This window comes from Erwinia billingiae Eb661 (assembly GCF_000196615.1).
Lineage (GTDB): Bacteria > Pseudomonadota > Gammaproteobacteria > Enterobacterales > Enterobacteriaceae > Erwinia > Erwinia billingiae.
The window spans coordinates 2,760,917-2,779,625 of the sequence record NC_014306.1 but is presented as its reverse complement, the minus strand read 5'-3'; the positions used below and the strand labels follow the sequence as shown (position 1 = coordinate 2,779,625).

Below are 18,709 nucleotides of genomic sequence, written 5' to 3'. Positions count from 1 at the left end.
AATTCAGCTTATACTCTGCGCTATAGCGGTATAGGTAATAGACTTAAGCAAAGCGGCAGGCTATGATACACCCCTATGTTTTGAGCATGAATGAGACCCGGGGTTAACAGGTTTCGCGTTAAACGTTTCAGCTCTCCATACGTAATGTGCAATATGTGCCTAAGCCGTTTCAATAGTGTGCGACATCTCTATCAGCGTTTAAAAATGACTTGCCATTAATAAACGAATATGTGATAACGCTTTTGGGTAAAACGAGGTACAGTTCTGTTTATGTATGGCATCTTCAGTAAAGAAGTTTTGAGTAAAGACGTTGACGTTGAATACCACTTCCTTGCCGAGCTTTTATATCGTGCCTCATGCAGTAACTTTTTCTGGTTTTTCTGTACGTAAAGCCCACGGGCGAATAAACACTCTAAGGAATTTGCAAAATGGCAAAGATTAAAGGTCAGGTTAAGTGGTTCAACGAGTCTAAAGGTTTTGGTTTCATCACCCCTGCAGACGGCAGCAAAGACGTGTTCGTACACTTCTCTGCAATCCAGGGTAATGGCTTCAAAACTCTGGCTGAAGGCCAGAACGTTGAGTTCGAAATCCAGGACGGCCAGAAAGGCCCTGCTGCAGTGAACGTCACCGCTATCTAATTTTCGATCTGAGCCTGCTACAGCCCGCGTGGCGCGTAATCCAGGCACGAATCTGAATGCAAAAGCTCTGCCAGCAATGGCAGAGCTTTTTCCATTCTGCGGCCAATAAGGTCTGCCGCTGAACGTCACTTTCCGGTAAACTGCCGCCCGGACCGTTTATGGAGAGTTGTTATGTCTTACCTTTGCCCCCTTTGTCATCTGCCCCTGCTGCCACTGGCAACGGGTTTGCGCTGCGATAATCAGCACCAGTTTGATCGGGCGAAGGAGGGCTACATCAACCTGTTGCCGGTACAACACAAGCGTTCGAAGCAGCCCGGTGACAGTGCTGATATGATGCTGGCCCGCCGCGAGTTTCTCGATGCCGGGCATTATCAGCCGTTGCAGGAAAGGGTGTGCGAAATCTTCGAACGGATCCTGCCTGTGCACGCGTCGTCAGTATTAGATATTGGCTGTGGTGAGGGCTACTACACCCACGCTGTCGCCAGCAGGCTGCAGGCGAGGGGAGAGAGTACGGTGTTCGGCCTCGACGTCTCTAAAGTGGCGGTACGCTTTGGTGCCCGGCGTTATCACAATGTAGACTTTTGCGTCGCCTCCAGCCACCGTCTGCCTTTTGCCAAACAGCAATTTGATGCCGTGCTGCGGATATACGCCCCGTGTAAAGCTGAAGAGCTGGCGCGCGTAGTGAAAGAGAGTGGCTACGTGCTGACCGTTACTCCTGGCCCGCGTCATCTGATCCAGTTTAAGGCGTTAATTTATCAGGACGTGAAGCTACATGACGAGACGCCAGAAGAGATGGCCGGTTTTGAGCTGGTCGAACAGCACTCGCTGAATTATCCAATGCAGCTGACCAGCGAGGAGTCCGGCGCTCTGTTGCAGATGACGCCGTTTGCCTGGCGTGCCCGTCCGGAAGTGTGGGGCGTGCTGGCGACCACCACGCAGTTTGACTGTGAAACCGACTTTACTCTGCGACTGTGGCAGCGCAAGAGCGTCGAAGCGGAAGTTATCGCGCCGCTGGCGTCCGCTGAGGAAGCCGTCGTCGAGGCTCCAGCCACTGACGACGATACCGAGGGTGAGGGCGTAGCGTAAGCAGCAGCCCTGTGGCTACTGCTGTTGCACCATATAGTGATAAATGCTTTCCAGGTCATCCAGTTTTCTGACGTGGATTAGCAACCGACGGTTTTCAAGTTCGATCACCAGAATTCCGTCTTCAGACAGATTCATCGCTTTGATCCGCCTATAGTCGATAAAGATATTGGCGTAGTAAAACCCTTCGGGTTTGAACAGCAGCTTAGGCAGGCGGATCCAGAACAGATAAACAGACAGGAAGGTCAACGCCATCAGCAGTGTGGTGGTGATCCTCGGGCCCTGATTGTTGACGTTCTGATAAATCAGAATCGCCACCAGGCCAACAAAAATCAGGCTGTCCAGCTTGTTGCGGCGCTTCAGCAGCACCTTTAATTGTGTCGGCCCTTTCCGCCGGTCCATTATAAACTCATCGTAAATCGCATAAGCCAGAAACAGTGCGATAAACAACACGATGACGTAATCAGTGAGTGACATCTTATCTTCCCCTAAAAGAACAGCCGGCATCGTTCAGGCTAAGCGATGCCGGCTGGTCTCTGGAAAGCCGGGGTTTCCCCCGGCTGCAAACCTTACAGACCTAACAGCCCAATCCAGTAGCCGAAGATCCCAATCACGAAGAAGCCGATGATAATCCACAGCGCGTTCACTTTACGACGCAGCAGCCACATACAGCCGAAGGTCAGTAACAGCGGGATTAAGCCCGGCATCAGCTGATCGAGAATCGACTGCACGGTCGTCACGGTGGTTTTACCGGTCTGATCGGTAATGCGCGAGACAACAAGCGGTACGTTTACGTGCGTCCACTTGTTGACCAGCGCCCCCATCACAAACAGGCCCAGGATCGATGCCCCCTCGGTCAGTTTCTGCAGGAAGCCGCCGCCCATATCGCTAACGATATCGACACCTTTACGGTAGCCATAGGCCACGCCGTAATAACGCACCAGCAAACGCACCACGTTAAACAGCACGAAGAACAGCAACGGACCCAGCAGGCTGCCGCTCATGGCAATACCGGCACCCAGTGCCGCGAATACCGGACGCACCGTACCCCAGAAAATCGGGTCGCCTACGCCAGCCAGAGGACCCATCAGACCCACTTTGATGCCGTTAATTGCGGCGTCATCTATAGGGGCACCGTTTGCACGCTGCTCTTCCATCGCCATGGTCACACCCAGAACCGGTGCAGCAACGTAAGGGTGGGTGTTGAAGAATTCCAGGTGACGTTTGATTGCCTGTTTGCGGTCGTCGTTATTCTCAGGATAGAGGCGACGGATCACCGGAACCATGGAGTAACAGAAACCCAGCGCCTGCATACGTTCGAAGTTCCACGAACCCTGGAACAGGTTAGAGCGCAGGAATACACCACGCACATCGCCTGGCGTCAGTTTTTTCAGCGGAGCTGAGGTCGTTGTAGTTGTAGTGGTATCAACCATTTTACTCACCCTTTCCCTAATCTAATTCGTTATCAAGGTCGTTGGTCACTGGCCCGGAAGCCTGACCACCCGCCACGCGGTTATATTTCGGTGCCAGCTGGATATACAGCACCGCCATCACCACACCAATCACACCCAGCGCAACCAGGTTAAAGTTGGTGAAGGCCGCGGTAACGAAACCGAGATAGAAGAAAGGCATCAGATAGCCCGCACGCATCATGTTGATCACCATCGCATAACCGACGACAACGATCATACCACCGGCGATATTCAGGCCGTTGGTCACCACATCCGGGATCGATTCAAGCAGGCCCTGAACGACGCTGGTACCCACTGACACTGCCACGATGATGGCCGGGATAGCGATACGCATCGCCTGCAGAACCAGTGCCGAGACATGGATCCAGGAAATCGCGGTCAGGTTCCCTTTTTCGGCGGCTTTATCGGCAGCATGCTGGAAGGCAACGGTAATGGTACGAACGATAATCGTCAGTACCTGACCCGCAGCGGCCAGTGGAATTGCCAGAGCAATACCGGCACCTACGCTTTGTCCGCCGGCAATAACCAGGATGGTAGAAATAATAGAGGCGAGGGCGGCATCCGGGGCCACGGCGGCACCGATGTTCATCCAACCCAGGGCGATCATTTCCAGCGTACCACCGATAATAATACCGGTTTTCATATCGCCCAGAACGGCACCAATTAAGGTACAAGCCACAAGCGGACGGTGGAACTGAAATTCATCGAGAATAGATCCCATACCTGCAATACAGGCAATAATAAATATCAGCACAATTTGAAGAGTGGTTATCTCCATTGTACTTCTCCTCTGACATTCGTGAACTGAGTTAAACCTGACAGATCAGGCAATAATAAGTGAAACTTACTGAGCCACTTTGGCTATCAGGTCCATCATCTTCAGGCGCTGGTCACTGGAAACTTTACGCACTTCCAGTTCAATGCCACGTTCATTCAGCTTCTTGAAAGCCGCAATATCCTTATCGTCAACGGAAACGGCATTGTTAACCTGCGTTTTACCCTGACGGAATGCCATACCACCAATATTGACGCTCGGGATTTTAACCCCTGCTTCAACCAGGCGTTCTACATCGGTAGGGTTGGTAAACAGCAACATTACGCGGTCGCCGCCATATTTCGGGTTATTCCACACGCGGATCATTTTTGCGATATCTACCACATGGGCAGTCACGCCAGGCGGAGCAACCTGAGTCAGCAGTGTTTTACGCACATGGTCGGCAGCCACTTCGTCACTGACCACGATAATGCGGGTTACGTTGGTTTCTTTGGTCCAGCGAGTTGCCACCTGTCCGTGGATCAGACGGTCATCGATCCTCGCCAGGCCAATGTTCATATAGTCCTTTGGCCCCATCGGTTTCTGGGCTACCGGTGCGGCTTTTATCGGTGCAGCAGCGACCGCTGCCACAACGGGCTCAGGCTCTTTCGCTTTTAACGCTCTGACGCCTTCGCGGCCGGTCTCAACAGCGACGGCGACCAGCTCATCAAAGCTTGGATCATCATCTCGAGCCATAAAGGCTTCGACCAGCATCGGGATATTGACCCCGGCAATGACTTCATAATTCTCCTTGTCCACGACGATACGACTGGCGGCATTAAACGGACTGCCTCCCCAGGTATCGACAAGGAAAAGGACGCCTTTGCTGGTATCTAAATCGGTCAGTCTCGCCTGATATTTCTCAATCAGGGTTTCCGCATTTTCGCCGGGTACGAAATCAATCCACCCAACGTTTTGCTGTTCCCCAAGGAGCATTTCAGCTGTTTTTATCAGCTGCTCCGCGGCCCAGCCGTGCGTGCCGATCACAATAGCAATAGTCACTTGCTACCCTCCTTATCCAATTTTCAGCGACCCGGTAACACAGATGAGCCGCGCGAGTATCCGGTTTCAGGTTTTACCCTCAACGTGGATTGAACGTGCTGTTATTCTGGTGAGTGAGCAAAACCCCTAAAGTGGTTAGCGGCTTTTACCTGACCCATGGTTAAGACGGGATTTATTTTAGTCTGCGAAAAAATAAATTATGTGACCGTGCTCAGCTATTTAGATGCTGGGTGCCCGCTTAAGCGCTATCGCTCAAAAGAGCAGCACGAAAAGCAGACTTTGAATGTAAATGTAATAAAATATTTTGACGAAGTGCAGGTGCCTGTTTACAGTAGTGATCCTTATTTAACACAGGAGTAACGGGCCTCAGCCCTCCCTATGGACTGTCACCGACGTCGCTTAATCACCTCACCGGTTCAACCGGCCAGTTTTACCTTGTCCTCTGACGACAATATTCATCCCCTCTGCGTTAATGTCCGCATCGTGTCCGTTCGAACGCCTGCTGCGCTTTCCCGTACCTGTTTCCGGAGTCTGTAATGGAATTTCTTTTAGACCCCTCGATCTGGGCCGGTCTGCTGACGCTGGTCGTGCTCGAAATCGTCCTGGGTATTGATAACCTGGTCTTTATTGCCATTCTGGCGGAAAAACTGCCGCCGAAGCAGCGTGATAAGGCCCGGCTGATCGGACTCTCGCTGGCGCTGGTCATGCGCCTGGGCTTACTGTCACTGATTTCCTGGATGGTGACGTTAACCCGTCCGTTGTTCAGTGTAGGTGACTTCAGCTTTGCCGGCAGGGATTTGATCCTGTTGGCAGGCGGGATATTCCTGTTATTCAAAGCCACCATGGAATTGCACGAACGGCTCGAAAACCGTGAGCATGAAGGGGATGGCAACAAAGGCTACGCCAGCTTCTGGGCGGTTGTGGTCCAGATTGTGATCCTCGATGCCGTCTTCTCGCTTGATGCGGTGATCACCGCTGTCGGTATGGTGAACAACCTGGCGATTATGATGACCGCGGTAGTGATTGCCATGGGCGTGATGCTGTTGGCCTCGAAACCGCTGACCAACTTCGTCAACCAGCATCCAACGGTGGTCGTACTGTGCCTGAGCTTCCTGTTGATGATTGGTCTGAGCCTGGTTGCAGAAGGGTTTGGTTTCCATATTCCGAAAGGCTACCTGTACGCAGCGATTGGCTTCTCTATCCTGATTGAGCTGTTTAACCAGATTGCACGGGTTAACTTTATGCGTCATCAGGCGAGAAAGCCGATGCGTGAGCGCACGGCAGAAGCGATCCTTCGTCTGATGGGCGGCCGTCGTGGCCAGGAAAACGTCAGTGCGGAAGGCAGTGAAGTGGCTGCCATCATGCCGCAGGAAGCGTTTAAGGACGAAGAGCGCTACATGATTAACGGCGTGCTGACGCTGGCCTCGCGCTCGGTGCGCAGCATCATGACGCCGCGGGGTGAAATCTCCTGGGTTGATGCCAATCGTCCGCTGGACGAAGTGCGCATGCAGCTGCTGGATACGCCGCACAGCCTGTTCCCGGTTTGCCGTGGAGAGCTGGATGAAATTATCGGCGTGGTGCGTGCGAAAGAGCTGCTGGTGGCATTGGATCACGGCATTGACGTGGCAACCTTCGCTGCCGCCACGCCGCCAATCATCGTGCCGGAAACGCTGGACCCGATAAATCTGCTGGGCGTGTTACGCAGAGCGAAGGGCAGCTTCGTGGTGGTCACCAGTGAATTTGGCGTCGTGCAGGGGTTGATTACGCCGCTGGACGTGCTGGAAGCCATTGCCGGTGAGTTCCCGGATGAAGATGAAACCCCGGACATTATTGCTGACGGTGACGGCTGGCTGGTGAAGGGCGGAACGGATTTGCACTCGCTGCAACAGCTGCTGAACACCCAGGTGCTGGTCAATCCGGAAGACGATCATGCCTCGCTGGCCGGTCTGCTGATCGCGCAGAAAGGGCAGTTGCCGGTTGCCGGTGAAGTGATTGAGTTACCGCCCGTCAGCTTTCAGATTATCGAAGCGACGGATTACCGTATCGATCTGGTGCGTGTGACTCGGGCGCGGGAACGTCATGAAGAAGATGAAGACGAGTAATCGTTGAGAACAGGGGGGAAGGATCCCCCCCTTTGACACTCAGGCTGTAAGAGACAACTTGTGTTGGCTCAGCCATTCCGGGAAGTCGCCTAACGGCATCGGACGCGCATAGAAATACCCCTGCAAGACATCCACGCCTTTCTCCCGCAGATATTCCGCCTGCTCAGCCGTTTCCACGCCTTCAGCCACCAGGCTGATATTCAGGCGCTGGGCCAGAGAGATCACCATATCCGTTACCGTCGCATTGATGGCATCGGTGCCAATCGCCGCGGTAAAGACTTTATCGATCTTCAGCACATCCGGGCTCAATGTTTTCAGGTATGACAGCGAGCTGTGTCCGGTGCCGAAGTCGTCAATTGCCAGCTTCACGCCAATCTTATGCAGATGGGAAACCACGCGCTGATCCATTTCTGGCAGCGAATCACGTTCGGTCAGCTCTACCACCAGCTGCGGCACCGGATTGGCTGGCCACCACAGGCTTTGCAGATCGTCAATAATCTCGCGGTTATGGAAATGGCTGGCGGCAACGTTTATCGCGATATGGAACGTGGGGCAGTTCGGCATCTGCGGCAAATGGCGCACGATTTCACGCAGCACAAAGCGGGTCAGGGGCGCGATAAGATTCTGCCTTTCTGCCATTGGGATAAACACATCCGGCGGGATCCAGCCCTGACGTGGATTGTGCCAGCGCAGCAGCAGCTCTATACCATCACAATCGCCGGTCTTTGAGTTGATCAGCGGCTGGCAATAGACCATAAATTCCCGGGCGGTAATGCCGTAACTGATTTGCCAGGAAAGGCTCATACGGTTGGCGGTTGCCAGCCAGACGATATAGCCCATCAACAGGCTTAACAGCAGCGCCAGAGGTAACTGGGATGGCAAGGTCGACAGCGCCAGGCGGGTCGGCGACGGACCGAAAAGGGTGATTGAGAACGGGTAGCGCAAAGACGCCTTCTCATAGCTGACTTCATCGTCGGACGGTAAGGCCTCTTCAATCATCGGGTTACCGTATTCGAGACTTTTGCCGCCAACATTGATCACCGCGCGTTCAACCCATGGCAGCGTTGGCTCAAGCAAATAGGTGCTCATCATCTCGATATTGATGATTTGCAGGATCCCGGAACGGTTGTTGTTATCGTGAGGCGTCCAAAGCAGCATGATAGGCGATCCCTTCAGCAAATGTTCATCGGTGCTGAGGATCATCCGCTGGTTATTTACCGCCAACTCAGGATAGAACTGACTAAAGGAGAGACTGCTTCTGCCAAAGATGCTGGAGCAATACATCTCGTCGTTATCCACCAGCACAATGGAACGCACGGTTTGTAACGATGCCAGCTTTTCAATCAGCGGGAAGCGGATCTGTTCGCAAGGCAAGCCAACCAGGCCAAGCGTATTGTTGGCCGCCACATCGAGCGGGGAAAACAGTCTATCGAAACGTTGAATTGCATTGTCCGCAAACGTACGCGAATGCTGCTCATTCCGCCCTTTTTCTTCCATAAAACGGAAGGTCAACGTAAGAATGAGCACCAACGCGGCAACCACCACAGCAATTAATAATCGCTTACGGCGAAACTGTCCGAAAACTTCCTGGGACATTTGCATCAGTAACCACCCTTAGATCAAGACGCGCACACAGAGACCGAATCGTTGTTATCGGCAAATGAAAAATTAAGTTTAGTCTTAGAAGTGATAAAAGCAGAATTAAGTAAAACAGTCACTTATCCTGCTTTATTCGCCTGAACACTCTAGCGGTTTCCGGCAATATCGGATAGCGGGGGGAAGAAATTTATTTAGCGAAACGGGTAAAAGTGCCGCCGGAATGGCGGCACCGAAAATCAGCGGGGCAGCAGCTGATTGGAATCAGTCACACTGAACCTTAATTGCCAGACCACCGCGAGACGTTTCACGGTATTTGGCATTCATGTCCTTGCCCGTTTCATACATGGTTTCAATCACTTTATCTAATGACACGCGGGCTTCACTGGTACGGCGCATCGCCATACGCGCAGAGTTGATCGCTTTAACCGAAGCAATGGCATTGCGCTCTATGCAGGGAACCTGAACCTGGCCTGCCACCGGATCACAGGTCAGCCCCAGGTTATGTTCCATGCCAATTTCGGCCGCCACGCAAACCTGCTCCGGGCTGGCACCCAGCAGTTCAGCCAGACCGGCAGCGGCCATTGAGCAGGCGACACCGACTTCGCCCTGGCAACCGACTTCCGCGCCGGAAATAGAGGCGTTCATTTTATACAGGATACCCACGGCACCGCAGGCAAGGAAATAGCGGATAAAGATATCCGGGCTGACCGGCTCAATAAAATGATCGTAGTAGGCCAGCACGGCAGGCACGATGCCACAGGCACCGTTAGTCGGTGCGGTGACCACGCGACCGCCCGCCGCATTCTCTTCGTTTACCGCCAGCGCAAACATGTTGACCCAGTCGATCACGTTCATCGGGTCTTTAGACAGCTTATCGGAAGAGACCAGCAGACGGCGCAGGGCAGAAGCACGACGAGGCACGCGCAGCGGACCCGGTAACACGCCCTCGGTATTCAGGCCGCGATCGATACAGTCACGCATGCTCTGCCAGATATCAGTGAAATAGGCTTCGATCTCGGCACGGCTGTGCAGCGCCAGCTCGTTCTTCATAATCATGCCGGAGAGAGACAGCCCGGTATGATGGCAGTGATCCAGCATCTCTTTGGCGGAATTGAACGGATAGGGCACGGTCACTTCATCCAGCGTTGACTGGCCGAAGTGCTCTTCATCAACGATAAAACCGCCGCCGATGGAATAATAGGTTTTGCTGAAAATGGCGTTGTCACCCGCCAGCGCAGTGATCCGCATGCCGTTTTCATGCAGCGACAGATTATCGCTGCGGAATACCATGCCACCTTCCCGTGGGAAGTCGACTTCATGGCGGCCATTCGCCAGCAACAGGCGCTGACGCTGTTCGACATCGCGGATAAACGCGGGAATGCCATCGATATCGACGCTTTCCGGCGAGGCGCCGGAGAGCCCCATAATAATGGCGATATCGGTATGGTGACCTTTGCCGGTCAGGGAGAGAGAGCCATAAACGTCCACGGCAACGCGCTTCACGCTATCCAACATGCCGTTAGCAACTAAATCGTCGACAAACAGTTTACCGGCTTTCATCGGCCCCACGGTGTGGGAACTGGAAGGACCAATGCCGATTTTAAACATGTCGAAAACGCTAATCACACTACGCTCCTTAACTGAGCCTGAAGTTCGGTAAAATACTGCTTTAATAGTAATCATCCTGAGACGAATGATCGCATGAAATTAACTAATCATTATCAGACAAAAATGTGATGACAGAAGCGGGTCCAGTTGGTATTGCGGCTGATATTTGCCCAATTACAGCTAGGGCAAAAATAGTGGCTGGCCGTTGCACGCACATCTTGCGGTGTTAATGCGGTGCAATATAAATGATTCCCGCGCGTTGTGCAGTGATTTGACGCGAAGAATGTGCGCCAGGTTGGTGAAAAAAACTGCCTGAGGGGGATTGTGTAGCCGTTGTGTCGGAAAATTAGTCAGTTCGGGCGTGGTTTGCCACCTGCAGACTCAACTGACGAATGATCCCGGCGGTCATCCCCCAGATAAAATAGTCTTCAAACCAGGAGAGCCAGACGCGATGCGACGTGCCATAGCGCTGGATATCCAGGGGTGAATAGCGGCCAAGCCGTAACGCTTCCTGCAACGGCATCTCAAACAGGGATTCAACTTCGCCTTCATTAGGATGCCAGTCGAGCGACGGCGAAAGTATGCCGACGACCGGCGTTACCTGAAAACCGGTGCTGCTGGTCACGGCGGGCAAAACGCCCACCACCCGCACGCTGTCCGGTTGAATAGCCACTTCTTCCTGCGCCTCACGAAGCGCGGTGGCAATTAAAGAAGGATCTTCCGGGTCCATCATTCCACCGGGAAATGCCACCTGACCGGCATGCTTACGCAATGTGGCGGAGCGTCGGGTGAGCAACAGGGTCGGGCGGGGGCGATCGACGATTGGCACCAATACGGCAGCCCGGCGGGTGGGCAGTTGATTTGAGGTCACATCGGGTCGTTGCAGCATAAACCGACTGAGAAAATCGTTGAGCGTCAGGTGCGCATCAGACATCCGCTTGCTCCAGACAGGGTAGAATCCGCATTACCTTATCGAACGTCTCCTGGTATTCAGCCTGCTCCTGGCTGTCTGCGACGATCCCGCCGCCAGCCGTGCAGTAGAGGTTTCCCTGTTCGGCGGTCAGCGTGCGAATGGTAATACTGGTATCCATCTTGCCGCACACGCTGAGATAGCCAATGCTGCCACACCAGGCATTTCGTCGGTGCGGTTCCAGCTCATCGATGATTTCCATCGCTCTGACCTTCGGCGCGCCGGTAATTGAGCCGCCGGGGAAACAGGCGCGTAGCAGATCGCAGGCGCTTAACGCCGGTTTCAGTCTGGCGGTGATGGTGCTGACCAGATGATGTACCGCCGGGAAAGGTTCGACCACAAACAGTTCCGGCACGGCAACGCTGCCAGGCTGGGCAACGCGACCAATATCGTTGCGCAGCAGGTCAACAATCATCACGTTTTCCGCGCGGTCCTTAGGCGAATTTGCCAGCTTCTCCGCCTGTAAACGATCGGCCTCGGGATCGCTGAGCCTCGGCAACGTGCCTTTGATCGGCCGGGTTTCAATGCTGTCGCCGGTCATTTTCAGGAAGCGCTCCGGTGACAGGCTGAGAATAGCGCTGCCAGGCAGGCGCAGGAAAGCGCTGAAAGGCGCACGGTTTTGCTCATTCAACCGTTTGAACGCCTGCCACTCATCACCGCTGTAGCTGGCCTGGAAACGCTGAGCAAGGTTGATTTGATAACAGTCACCGCTGTGTAACCACTGCTGAACACGGCGGAATTTCTCACCGTACTCTTCCCGCGTCAGATTGGAACGCCACGGGCTGGTCAGACGGAAGGGCGTGGTGGGTTTACCTGCGCTCAAGGCGTTCAGCCAGTTGAGGCGGTTTTCCCCATCACCATGCACAATTAAGGTCAGTGCCTGCAGATGGTGGTCGGCGATGAGCGCCCAGTCATAAATGCCGACAGCCATGTCCGGCGTCTGTAAATCCTGTAATGCCACTTGCGGCAGTTGCTCAAAACGGCGGCCTAAATCGTAACCAAATAACCCTAACGCACCGCCCTGAAAAGGAAAATCCGGATGTTCTTCGGCCTGCAATCCACTCTGTTTGAGCGTCTGATCGAGCAAGCTGAGCGGATCGTCTTCACTGGTTTCCACGCCATCGCCGTGCTGGATACGAGTGGTTTTCCCTTGCGTAATCAGCGTGGTGAGCGGATCGGCCACCATAATATCGAAGCGGTTATCGCTGTGATCGGCAAAACCTGAATGCAGCAGCATCGCCCAGGGTTGATGAGCAACAAAACCAAACAGATTCCCAAGGGCTTCCGGCGTATACTTAAGGGGATAACAGACAGGTGACATGATGATTCAGCAAACCAGACCAATAACAGGCGTTAAGCCTGGCATATTTTTTTGCTGCTGGCATCTGTTTGTTGCGCGTGGAATACGCCGCGCGCACGACCAGGAGTGGATATGATTACAGGTTTACCTTCGCTGTCCTATGAGCAGCAGCAACAGGCCGTTGAACGCATCCAGCAGCTGATGTCTGAAGGCATGAGTAGCGGGCAGGCGATCCAACTGGTTGCCGCCGAAATCCGTGAAAACCACACCGGCGAAATGATCACCGCTTCATTCGATGACGACGATGATGAAGACAACAATGAAGATGAAGAGATCAATCAGGATTACGGCGACGAAGACGAAGAAGACGAAAACTATTAATGCGCCTGCTGCGAACAGTCGGTAAAACGCTTTCGCGGCTGATGGTGCTGCTGGCTTGCTGGCTACCCGTCGTCCCGCAAGCGTTAGCTGCTTCGCAGGCGTGGCCTGCCAGCGCCCGCGAACACACGTTTGCACTGGCTGAGAACGCGGGCAACTTCCATTACTTCACGCTCGCGCCTGCCGGTGGCAAGGTGACCCGGGCGTTGATTGTCCTGCACGGTCATCCTCGTGACGTGGGCAACACGCTCACCGCGGCTGCGCAAGCAGCCAGCAATACACCAGACGCCCAAAACATCGCCATTGTTGCTCCGCTTTTCCAGGTATCCAGCACGGATGCCAGCCATTGTCACTCGGACGGCCTGCCTGAGGCTTTACCGGATGACGCTCTGTGGAATTGTCATTCCTGGTTAGATGGCGGAAAGGATAACGCCGGGAACCTGTCGGCCTTTAGCGCATTGGATGAGACTATCGGCGATCTTAAACAGCGTTGGCCGGCTCTGAGCGAAATTACCGTGGCGGGTTTTTCTGCCGGTGGCCAGTTTGTGCAGCACTACATCGCCTTTTCCCATCCTCCCGCAGGCGTGACGCTGCGCTATGTGGTGGCCGATCCAGGAAGCTGGCTCTATTTTGATGCTTTAAACGCGGACGCTTGTCCTGCCGTAAGCGATTATAAATACGGCATGCACAATCTGCCGGCCTGGCTGCCGGACAATCCCATTAAGGCGAGAGACCGTTATCGTTCCGCAGAGGTTCGCTATCTTGAAGGGAGTGACGATCGGGGTAAAGGAAAAGGGCGTTACTGGCGGATACTGGATAAGTCGTGTGCGGCGATGGCACAGGGCGCGTCGAGGCTGGAACGCGGAGAGAATTACGCCCGCTACGATCGGGATGTATTGAAACCTGCCCGGCCACACACCCTGGCGATAGTCGCCGGCTGTGCGCATGATGTGCGTTGCGTCTTTCCTTCAGCGGAAGGACGACAGGCGCTGTTTAAGCCTTAGACACCGCCTGCCAACGGCTTACAGAGCCGCAATAATTTTGATTTCGACCAGATACTTCGGGTTCATCAGGTTAGCCTGAACGGTGCAGCGCACCGGGGCATTACCGGGTGAAACCCAGGCATCCCAGGCACGGTTCATCGCCTGAAAATCCTCTTTGTGCACCAGGAAAATCGTCGCATCAAGAATTTTGCTCTTATCTGAACCCACGCGGGTCAGAAGACTGTCAATCACCGCCAGAGCATTGGCGGTCTGCGCTTCCGCGTCTTCATCCAGATTTTCCGGCACGCTGGTGTAATAGACGGTGTCATTGTGGATCACCGCTTCGGACATGCGGTGCTCTACAGGCTCAACTCTTGTGATTTCTTTCGACATTTTAATACCTTACTCATCATTGGTGCCACGCTTCGCATCGCTGCAGGGCATATTTGGAACATTCTGGTTAAAAATATCATCATTCCGCTTAACATGCTGAGACAAATGGCCTTAAGCCACGCCAGCGTAACCCATCCCGTTCAAGACATATCCGAATGTATGGCTTTCATGACGCAGGTTAAAACAATTCACACCCTGACTGTTACTGTCGGCTTACGGACTCCGTAACATCAGGAAAAATCATGGGCGATTACTACTATCTGGAAACCTTAAACGGACCAAGAGCGAGGAGAGTTGTGCATAAGACGGGTTGCATGGACATGACGCGGATTATAAACGACAGACTTTTTCTGGGAACATTTTACACCAGCAATGATGCGTTGAATGTTGCGATAAAAAGACGGCCTGGGGCAATTAAGTGCCTGAGGTGTTGCCCTAAATAAGCGTTTATAAGGCTGCTTGCACAGGGCCTTTTCCAACAACGTAGGAACTCGTTAAACTGGCAGGCCGCATGAAGCGGCCTGGTCGGAACCGGTATCAATCGACAGCGGGATCCTGATATTTGATGTACTGGCGGATAGTGTCGTGGATCTCACGGTTGCTGCCTTCCTCCAGCCCTCGGCCGGCATACTCTTTTGCCAGCGCCTCGAGAACGTCATCAAATTTACCCTTGTAGTTAAGATTGTTGAGCGCGATTTGCTGCCCAAGAATTTCCCTCAGCACCAGGGTCTCAACGTTCAACCTGTTGACGGTCTCCTCAAGCTTTTTAATTCTCTCTTCGTCTGACATAGCCCCTCCACGGTTAAATTATCAGGAAAACCAGCGCGCTGACTGACATTCAAAATAGAATCGCCGAACGTAAAGGTCAATACAATGAGCAGGTTAATTCCTTTTATGTGCCCAACAGCCAGGCGCGAGGCACCGTTTCTGACGGGCTGTCACCTAAAGGGTGGAGCGTGGGCGCGGATACTGACATAATTACAGTGTTTTCTAAAACGTAGTGAGGACGTGTGGCAGACGATTTTGCAGCAGATGGCGCGCTGGCGCTGGCAATCCCAGGATTCAAACCGCGTGAACCGCAGCGACAGATGGCGCAGGCGGTCAGTGAAGCTATCGAAAATAAGCATGAACTGGTGGTAGAGGCGGGAACCGGCACCGGGAAAACCTACGCGTATCTGGCGCCGGCGCTGCGATCCGGTAAAAAAGTGATCATCTCTACCGGATCGAAAGCGTTGCAGGATCAGCTCTACAGTCGCGATCTTCCTACCGTCGCAAGAGCGCTCAAATTCAAAGGGCAGGTCGCGCTGTTAAAGGGGCGATCGAACTACCTCTGCCTGGAGCGGCTGGAGCAGCAGTCGATGGTCGGCGGCGAGTTGGCCGTGCAGGCGATGAGCGATCTGGTGCATCTGCGCGGCTGGTCCAGTGAAACGGTCGATGGCGATATCAGCACCTGTGGCGGTGTCGCGGAAGACAGCACCATCTGGCCGATGGTGACCAGCACCAATGACAACTGTCTGGGCAGCGATTGCCCGGTGTATAAAGACTGTTTTGTGGTGAAAGCCCGTCGCAAAGCGATGGATGCCGATGTGGTGGTGGTTAACCATCACCTGTTTCTGGCGGATATGGTGGTGAAAGAGAGTGGTTTTGCTGAACTGATCCCGGAAGCCGACGTGATGATCTTCGATGAAGCCCATCAGGTCCCGGACATTGCCAGCCAGTATTTTGGCCAGCAGCTCTCCAGCAAACAGCTTATCGATTTGGCGAAAGACATCACGATTGCCTACCGCACCGAAGTGCGTGACGTTCAGCAGCTGCAAAAATCCGCCGACCGATTATCACAAAGCGCACAGGATTTCCGCCTGGCGCTGGGCGACCCCGGCTTCCGCGGTAATCTGCGCGATATCATGAACAATCCCAACATTCAGCGTGCACTGTTGCTGCTGGATGATGCGCTGGAGCTTTGTTATGACGTGGCAAAAATGTCGTTGGGGCGTTCTGCGCTGCTGGATGCCGCCTTTGACCGCGCGGCCCTTTACCGGGGACGTCTGAAGCGTCTGAAAGACGTCACGCAGCCGGGTTTCAGCTACTGGTACGAATGCAATTCCCGCCACTTTATTCTGGCGCTGACGCCGCTCTCAGTATCAGATCGTTTTCGCGAAGTGATGGACGAACGTCCGGCAAGCTGGATATTTACCTCCGCCACGCTGGCGGTAAACGAGAAGATGACGCATTTTGTGGAGCGCCTTGGCGTCAGCAGTGCGAAAACGATGATCCTCGAGAGCCCGTTTGATTTCGCCAGCCAGGCACTCCTCTGCGTGCCGCGTAATCTGCCGTCACCCAATCAACCGGGTGGGGCAAAGCAGATGGCGCGGATGCTGCTACCGTTAATTGAAGCCAACAATGGCCGCTGCTTCTTCCTCTGCACGTCGCACCAGATGATGCGCGATCTGGCTGAACAGTTCCGTGCGATGTTAACGCTGCCGGTGCTGCTGCAGGGGGAAACCAGTAAAGGTCAGTTGCTGAAGCAGTTTGTTGCTGCCGGTAACGCGTTGCTGGTGGCGACCAGCAGCTTCTGGGAAGGCGTGGACGTGCGCGGCGACGTGCTGTCGCTGGTGATCATCGATAAGCTGCCGTTTACCTCGCCGGATGACCCGCTGTTAAAAGCGCGCATGGAAGACTGCAAGCTGCGCGGCGGCGATCCTTTTGATGAGGTTCAGCTTCCTGACGCGGTGATCACCCTGAAACAGGGTGTGGGTCGATTGATCCGCGATGTGGACGATCGGGGCGTGCTGGTGATCTGCGACAACCGGCTGGTGATGCGGCCTTATGGCGCAGTGTTCCTCAACAGCCTGCCCCCGACACCCAGAACGCGCGATATTCAGCAGGCGGTTGAGTTTCTTAAACCGTCGGCACAACAGTAATCTGCGGCGCACTGTGCTATGCTGCGCGCCGAAAAATCTATCCCGCCAGAGGTGTGTATGTCCCCGCGTATTTTAGCGATTGATACGGCTACCGAAGCCTGTTCAGTTGCGTTGCTGAATGACGAAAACGTCACGGCCCATTTTGAGCTGTGTGCCCGTGAGCACACCCAGCGTATTTTGCCGATGGTGCAGGCATTGCTTCAGCAAGAAAACACCAGGCTTACGGAATTAAACGCGCTGGCCTTTGGTCAGGGGCCGGGCAGCTTTACCGGCGTCCGTATCGGCATCGGCATCGCGCAGGGTCTGGCGTTTGGTGCAGAACTGCCGATGATCGGCGTTTCCACGCTGAAAACCATGGCGCAAAGTGCCTGGCGTCTGCACGGCGCGACGCGCGTGTTGGCGGCCATTGATGCCCGCATGGGTGAAGTGTATTGGGCCGAGTATCAGCGTGACGCACAGGGCGACTGGCAGGGTGCAGAAACCGAAGCCGTGCTGAAACCAGAAGCCGCGCAAGCCAGAATGGCCGCGCTGACCGGGCGTTGGGCGATGGTAGGAACCGGTTGGAAAGCCTGGCCGCAGCTGGCCGAAAACAGCGGGCTGGAGCTTACCGCTACGGACGTCGAACTGCCTTGCGCGGAAGATATGTTATCGCTGGCCGCCCTGGCTTACGCCGCGGGTCGAACGGTGGCGGTGGAACAGGCTGAACCGACCTATTTGCGTAATGAAGTGACATGGAAAAAATTGCCGGGCCGCGAGTAATCCGGGCAACTATTTATCAGGGAAGCAGTCAGAGTAATCAGTATCCTGGAGAACTTTATGCGTAAACGCGTTTTATTGCAGTTAGGTAGTCTGTTACTGGCCTCTGCACTGCTTTCTGGCTGCATGAGCGTGCCAGATTCAGTGAAAGGCACGTCTCCCACCCCACAGCAGGATTTGGTGCGGGTGATGAACGCTCCGCAAATCTATGTCGGTCAGGAATCTCGCTTCGGCGGGAAAGTGGTCAAAGTGGTGAATAAAGATGGTATGACCCGGCTGGAAATTGCCGCTCAGCGTCTTGATGACACCGCCAGACCTATATTAGGGACGCCGTCTATTGGCCGTATTTATGCCGATATCAAAGGGTTCGTCGATCCCATCGACTTTAACAATCAGATTGTGACCGTGGTCGGGCCGATAAAAGGCACCGAGAAAGGGGAAGTCGGCCAGGCGTCGTATAACTTTATTACTGTCGATGTGACCGGTTATCAGCGCTGGCATCTGACCCAGCAAATTGTTTCGCCACCACAGCCGATCGATCCGTGGATTTGGTACGGTCCACCACGCGGTAGTCGCCATGGTGGATACTGGGGACCGCCGCCGTTCGGTTACTACAATACCGGGCCAGCACAGGTACAAACTATCCTGACGGAATAGACAGATAGCAGACTCTCTTACGACCCGACGGCT

At 54.1% G+C, this 18,709-nt stretch carries 19 protein-coding genes; 9 read left to right on the top strand and 10 right to left on the bottom strand.

Going from position 1 to position 18,709, the window contains the following annotated elements; translation table 11 throughout:
* Positions 1 to 270: 270 nt before the first annotated feature.
* The 3 genes from EBC_RS25485 (at position 271) to rlmA (ending at position 1,724) form a co-directional block, all read left to right on the top strand.
* On the top strand, positions 271 to 390 hold the full coding sequence (locus EBC_RS25485) for a DUF2627 domain-containing protein (RefSeq protein WP_013202481.1): 120 nt from the start codon (positions 271 to 273) through the stop codon (positions 388 to 390).
* Between the two features lie 38 nt (positions 391 to 428).
* Positions 429 to 638, top strand: a complete 210-nt coding sequence (cspE, locus tag EBC_RS14075) for a transcription antiterminator/RNA stability regulator CspE (RefSeq protein WP_001062678.1) — start codon at positions 429 to 431, stop codon at positions 636 to 638.
* A 171-nt stretch (positions 639 to 809) separates the two neighbouring features.
* On the top strand, positions 810 to 1,724 hold the full coding sequence (gene rlmA, locus EBC_RS14070; protein WP_013202480.1) for a 23S rRNA (guanine(745)-N(1))-methyltransferase: 915 nt from the start codon (positions 810 to 812) through the stop codon (positions 1,722 to 1,724).
* Positions 1,725 to 1,739: 15 nt separating this feature from the next.
* Here rlmA and EBC_RS14065 read toward each other — a convergent pair whose 3' ends face one another.
* The 4 genes from EBC_RS14065 to manX all read right to left on the bottom strand — a co-directional run bounded on the left by EBC_RS14065 (position 1,740) and on the right by manX (position 5,009).
* Positions 1,740 to 2,198, bottom strand: coding sequence for a DUF986 family protein (locus EBC_RS14065; protein ID WP_013202479.1), 459 nt, complete (start codon positions 2,196 to 2,198; stop codon positions 1,740 to 1,742).
* A gap of 92 nt (positions 2,199 to 2,290) precedes the next feature.
* Entirely contained in the window at positions 2,291 to 3,154 is an 864-nt protein-coding gene (locus tag EBC_RS14060; protein WP_013202478.1) for a PTS mannose transporter subunit IID, read from the bottom strand.
* A gap of 16 nt (positions 3,155 to 3,170) precedes the next feature.
* Positions 3,171 to 3,971, bottom strand: a complete 801-nt coding sequence (locus tag EBC_RS14055; protein ID WP_013202477.1) for a PTS mannose/fructose/sorbose transporter subunit IIC — start codon at positions 3,969 to 3,971, stop codon at positions 3,171 to 3,173.
* A gap of 66 nt (positions 3,972 to 4,037) precedes the next feature.
* Complete coding sequence (gene manX / locus EBC_RS14050; protein WP_013202476.1) at positions 4,038 to 5,009, bottom strand: PTS mannose transporter subunit IIAB; 972 nt, start codon at positions 5,007 to 5,009, stop codon at positions 4,038 to 4,040.
* A gap of 536 nt (positions 5,010 to 5,545) precedes the next feature.
* Between manX and EBC_RS14045 the strand changes: the two genes are divergently transcribed.
* Positions 5,546 to 7,111 carry a TerC family protein gene (locus EBC_RS14045; RefSeq protein WP_013202475.1) on the top strand — a complete coding sequence of 522 codons (1,566 nt, stop codon included), beginning with the start codon at positions 5,546 to 5,548 and terminating at the stop codon, positions 7,109 to 7,111.
* Between the two features lie 39 nt (positions 7,112 to 7,150).
* Here EBC_RS14045 and EBC_RS14040 read toward each other — a convergent pair whose 3' ends face one another.
* From EBC_RS14040 to pabB, 4 genes are all read right to left on the bottom strand, one after another.
* Positions 7,151 to 8,713 carry an EAL domain-containing protein gene (locus EBC_RS14040; protein ID WP_013202474.1) on the bottom strand — a complete coding sequence of 521 codons (1,563 nt, stop codon included), beginning with the start codon at positions 8,711 to 8,713 and terminating at the stop codon, positions 7,151 to 7,153.
* Positions 8,714 to 8,971: 258 nt separating this feature from the next.
* Complete coding sequence (locus EBC_RS14035; RefSeq protein ID WP_013202473.1) at positions 8,972 to 10,336, bottom strand: L-serine ammonia-lyase; 1,365 nt, start codon at positions 10,334 to 10,336, stop codon at positions 8,972 to 8,974.
* A gap of 328 nt (positions 10,337 to 10,664) precedes the next feature.
* On the bottom strand, positions 10,665 to 11,252 hold the full coding sequence (locus EBC_RS14030; RefSeq protein ID WP_013202472.1) for a CoA pyrophosphatase: 588 nt from the start codon (positions 11,250 to 11,252) through the stop codon (positions 10,665 to 10,667).
* Positions 11,245 to 12,609: an aminodeoxychorismate synthase component 1 gene (gene pabB / locus EBC_RS14025; RefSeq protein ID WP_013202471.1), complete on the bottom strand. Its 1,365-nt coding sequence runs from the start codon at positions 12,607 to 12,609 to the stop codon at positions 11,245 to 11,247. The genes EBC_RS14030 and pabB overlap by 8 nt, the downstream gene beginning before the upstream one ends.
* A gap of 111 nt (positions 12,610 to 12,720) precedes the next feature.
* Between pabB and EBC_RS14020 the strand changes: the two genes are divergently transcribed.
* Entirely contained in the window at positions 12,721 to 12,969 is a 249-nt protein-coding gene (locus EBC_RS14020) for a YoaH family protein (RefSeq protein ID WP_013202470.1), read from the top strand.
* Positions 12,969 to 13,970 carry a hypothetical protein gene (locus EBC_RS14015; RefSeq protein WP_013202469.1) on the top strand — a complete coding sequence of 334 codons (1,002 nt, stop codon included), beginning with the start codon at positions 12,969 to 12,971 and terminating at the stop codon, positions 13,968 to 13,970. The genes EBC_RS14020 and EBC_RS14015 overlap by 1 nt, the downstream gene beginning before the upstream one ends.
* 18 nt (positions 13,971 to 13,988) lie before the next feature.
* Here the strand turns inward: EBC_RS14015 and EBC_RS14010 are convergent, their stop codons facing one another.
* Both EBC_RS14010 and EBC_RS14000 read right to left on the bottom strand, forming a co-directional pair.
* Positions 13,989 to 14,342, bottom strand: a complete 354-nt coding sequence (locus EBC_RS14010) for a RidA family protein (RefSeq protein WP_013202468.1) — start codon at positions 14,340 to 14,342, stop codon at positions 13,989 to 13,991.
* A 537-nt stretch (positions 14,343 to 14,879) separates the two neighbouring features.
* On the bottom strand, positions 14,880 to 15,131 hold the full coding sequence (locus EBC_RS14000; protein WP_013202467.1) for a hypothetical protein: 252 nt from the start codon (positions 15,129 to 15,131) through the stop codon (positions 14,880 to 14,882).
* Between the two features lie 221 nt (positions 15,132 to 15,352).
* Between EBC_RS14000 and EBC_RS13995 the strand changes: the two genes are divergently transcribed.
* From EBC_RS13995 to EBC_RS13985, 3 genes are read left to right on the top strand one after another with little or no spacing between them, the layout of a single operon-like run.
* Positions 15,353 to 17,263, top strand: a complete 1,911-nt coding sequence (locus EBC_RS13995; RefSeq protein ID WP_013202466.1) for an ATP-dependent DNA helicase — start codon at positions 15,353 to 15,355, stop codon at positions 17,261 to 17,263.
* 57 nt (positions 17,264 to 17,320) lie between these two features.
* The gene (gene tsaB / locus EBC_RS13990) at positions 17,321 to 18,022 is read left to right on the top strand and encodes a tRNA (adenosine(37)-N6)-threonylcarbamoyltransferase complex dimerization subunit type 1 TsaB (RefSeq protein ID WP_013202465.1); all 702 of its coding nucleotides are present in this window, start codon (positions 17,321 to 17,323) and stop codon (positions 18,020 to 18,022) included.
* Between the two features lie 57 nt (positions 18,023 to 18,079).
* Positions 18,080 to 18,676, top strand: a complete 597-nt coding sequence (locus tag EBC_RS13985) for a Slp family lipoprotein (RefSeq protein ID WP_013202464.1) — start codon at positions 18,080 to 18,082, stop codon at positions 18,674 to 18,676.
* Positions 18,677 to 18,709: the final 33 nt, after the last annotated feature.

Excerpts from the sequence above, each read along its gene's own strand:
- EBC_RS14000 (WP_013202467.1), bottom strand. The coding sequence starts at position 15,131 with ATGTCAGACGAAGAGAGAATTAAAAAGCTTGAGGAGACCGTCAACAGG.
- EBC_RS14040 (WP_013202474.1), bottom strand. The coding sequence starts at position 8,713 with ATGCAAATGTCCCAGGAAGTTTTCGGACAGTTTCGCCGTAAGCGATTA.
- EBC_RS14015 (WP_013202469.1), top strand. The coding sequence starts at position 12,969 with ATGCGCCTGCTGCGAACAGTCGGTAAAACGCTTTCGCGGCTGATGGTG.
- EBC_RS14010 (WP_013202468.1), bottom strand. The coding sequence starts at position 14,342 with ATGTCGAAAGAAATCACAAGAGTTGAGCCTGTAGAGCACCGCATGTCC.
- EBC_RS14020 (WP_013202470.1), top strand. The coding sequence starts at position 12,721 with ATGATTACAGGTTTACCTTCGCTGTCCTATGAGCAGCAGCAACAGGCC.
- EBC_RS25485 (WP_013202481.1), top strand. The coding sequence starts at position 271 with ATGTATGGCATCTTCAGTAAAGAAGTTTTGAGTAAAGACGTTGACGTT.
- EBC_RS14030 (WP_013202472.1), bottom strand. The coding sequence starts at position 11,252 with ATGTCTGATGCGCACCTGACGCTCAACGATTTTCTCAGTCGGTTTATG.
- EBC_RS14060 (WP_013202478.1), bottom strand. The coding sequence starts at position 3,154 with ATGGTTGATACCACTACAACTACAACGACCTCAGCTCCGCTGAAAAAA.
- EBC_RS14065 (WP_013202479.1), bottom strand. The coding sequence starts at position 2,198 with ATGTCACTCACTGATTACGTCATCGTGTTGTTTATCGCACTGTTTCTG.
- tsaB (WP_013202465.1), top strand. The coding sequence starts at position 17,321 with ATGTCCCCGCGTATTTTAGCGATTGATACGGCTACCGAAGCCTGTTCA.
- EBC_RS14055 (WP_013202477.1), bottom strand. The coding sequence starts at position 3,971 with ATGGAGATAACCACTCTTCAAATTGTGCTGATATTTATTATTGCCTGT.
- EBC_RS13985 (WP_013202464.1), top strand. The coding sequence starts at position 18,080 with ATGCGTAAACGCGTTTTATTGCAGTTAGGTAGTCTGTTACTGGCCTCT.
- cspE (WP_001062678.1), top strand. The coding sequence starts at position 429 with ATGGCAAAGATTAAAGGTCAGGTTAAGTGGTTCAACGAGTCTAAAGGT.
- EBC_RS14045 (WP_013202475.1), top strand. The coding sequence starts at position 5,546 with ATGGAATTTCTTTTAGACCCCTCGATCTGGGCCGGTCTGCTGACGCTG.
- rlmA (WP_013202480.1), top strand. The coding sequence starts at position 810 with ATGTCTTACCTTTGCCCCCTTTGTCATCTGCCCCTGCTGCCACTGGCA.
- pabB (WP_013202471.1), bottom strand. The coding sequence starts at position 12,609 with ATGTCACCTGTCTGTTATCCCCTTAAGTATACGCCGGAAGCCCTTGGG.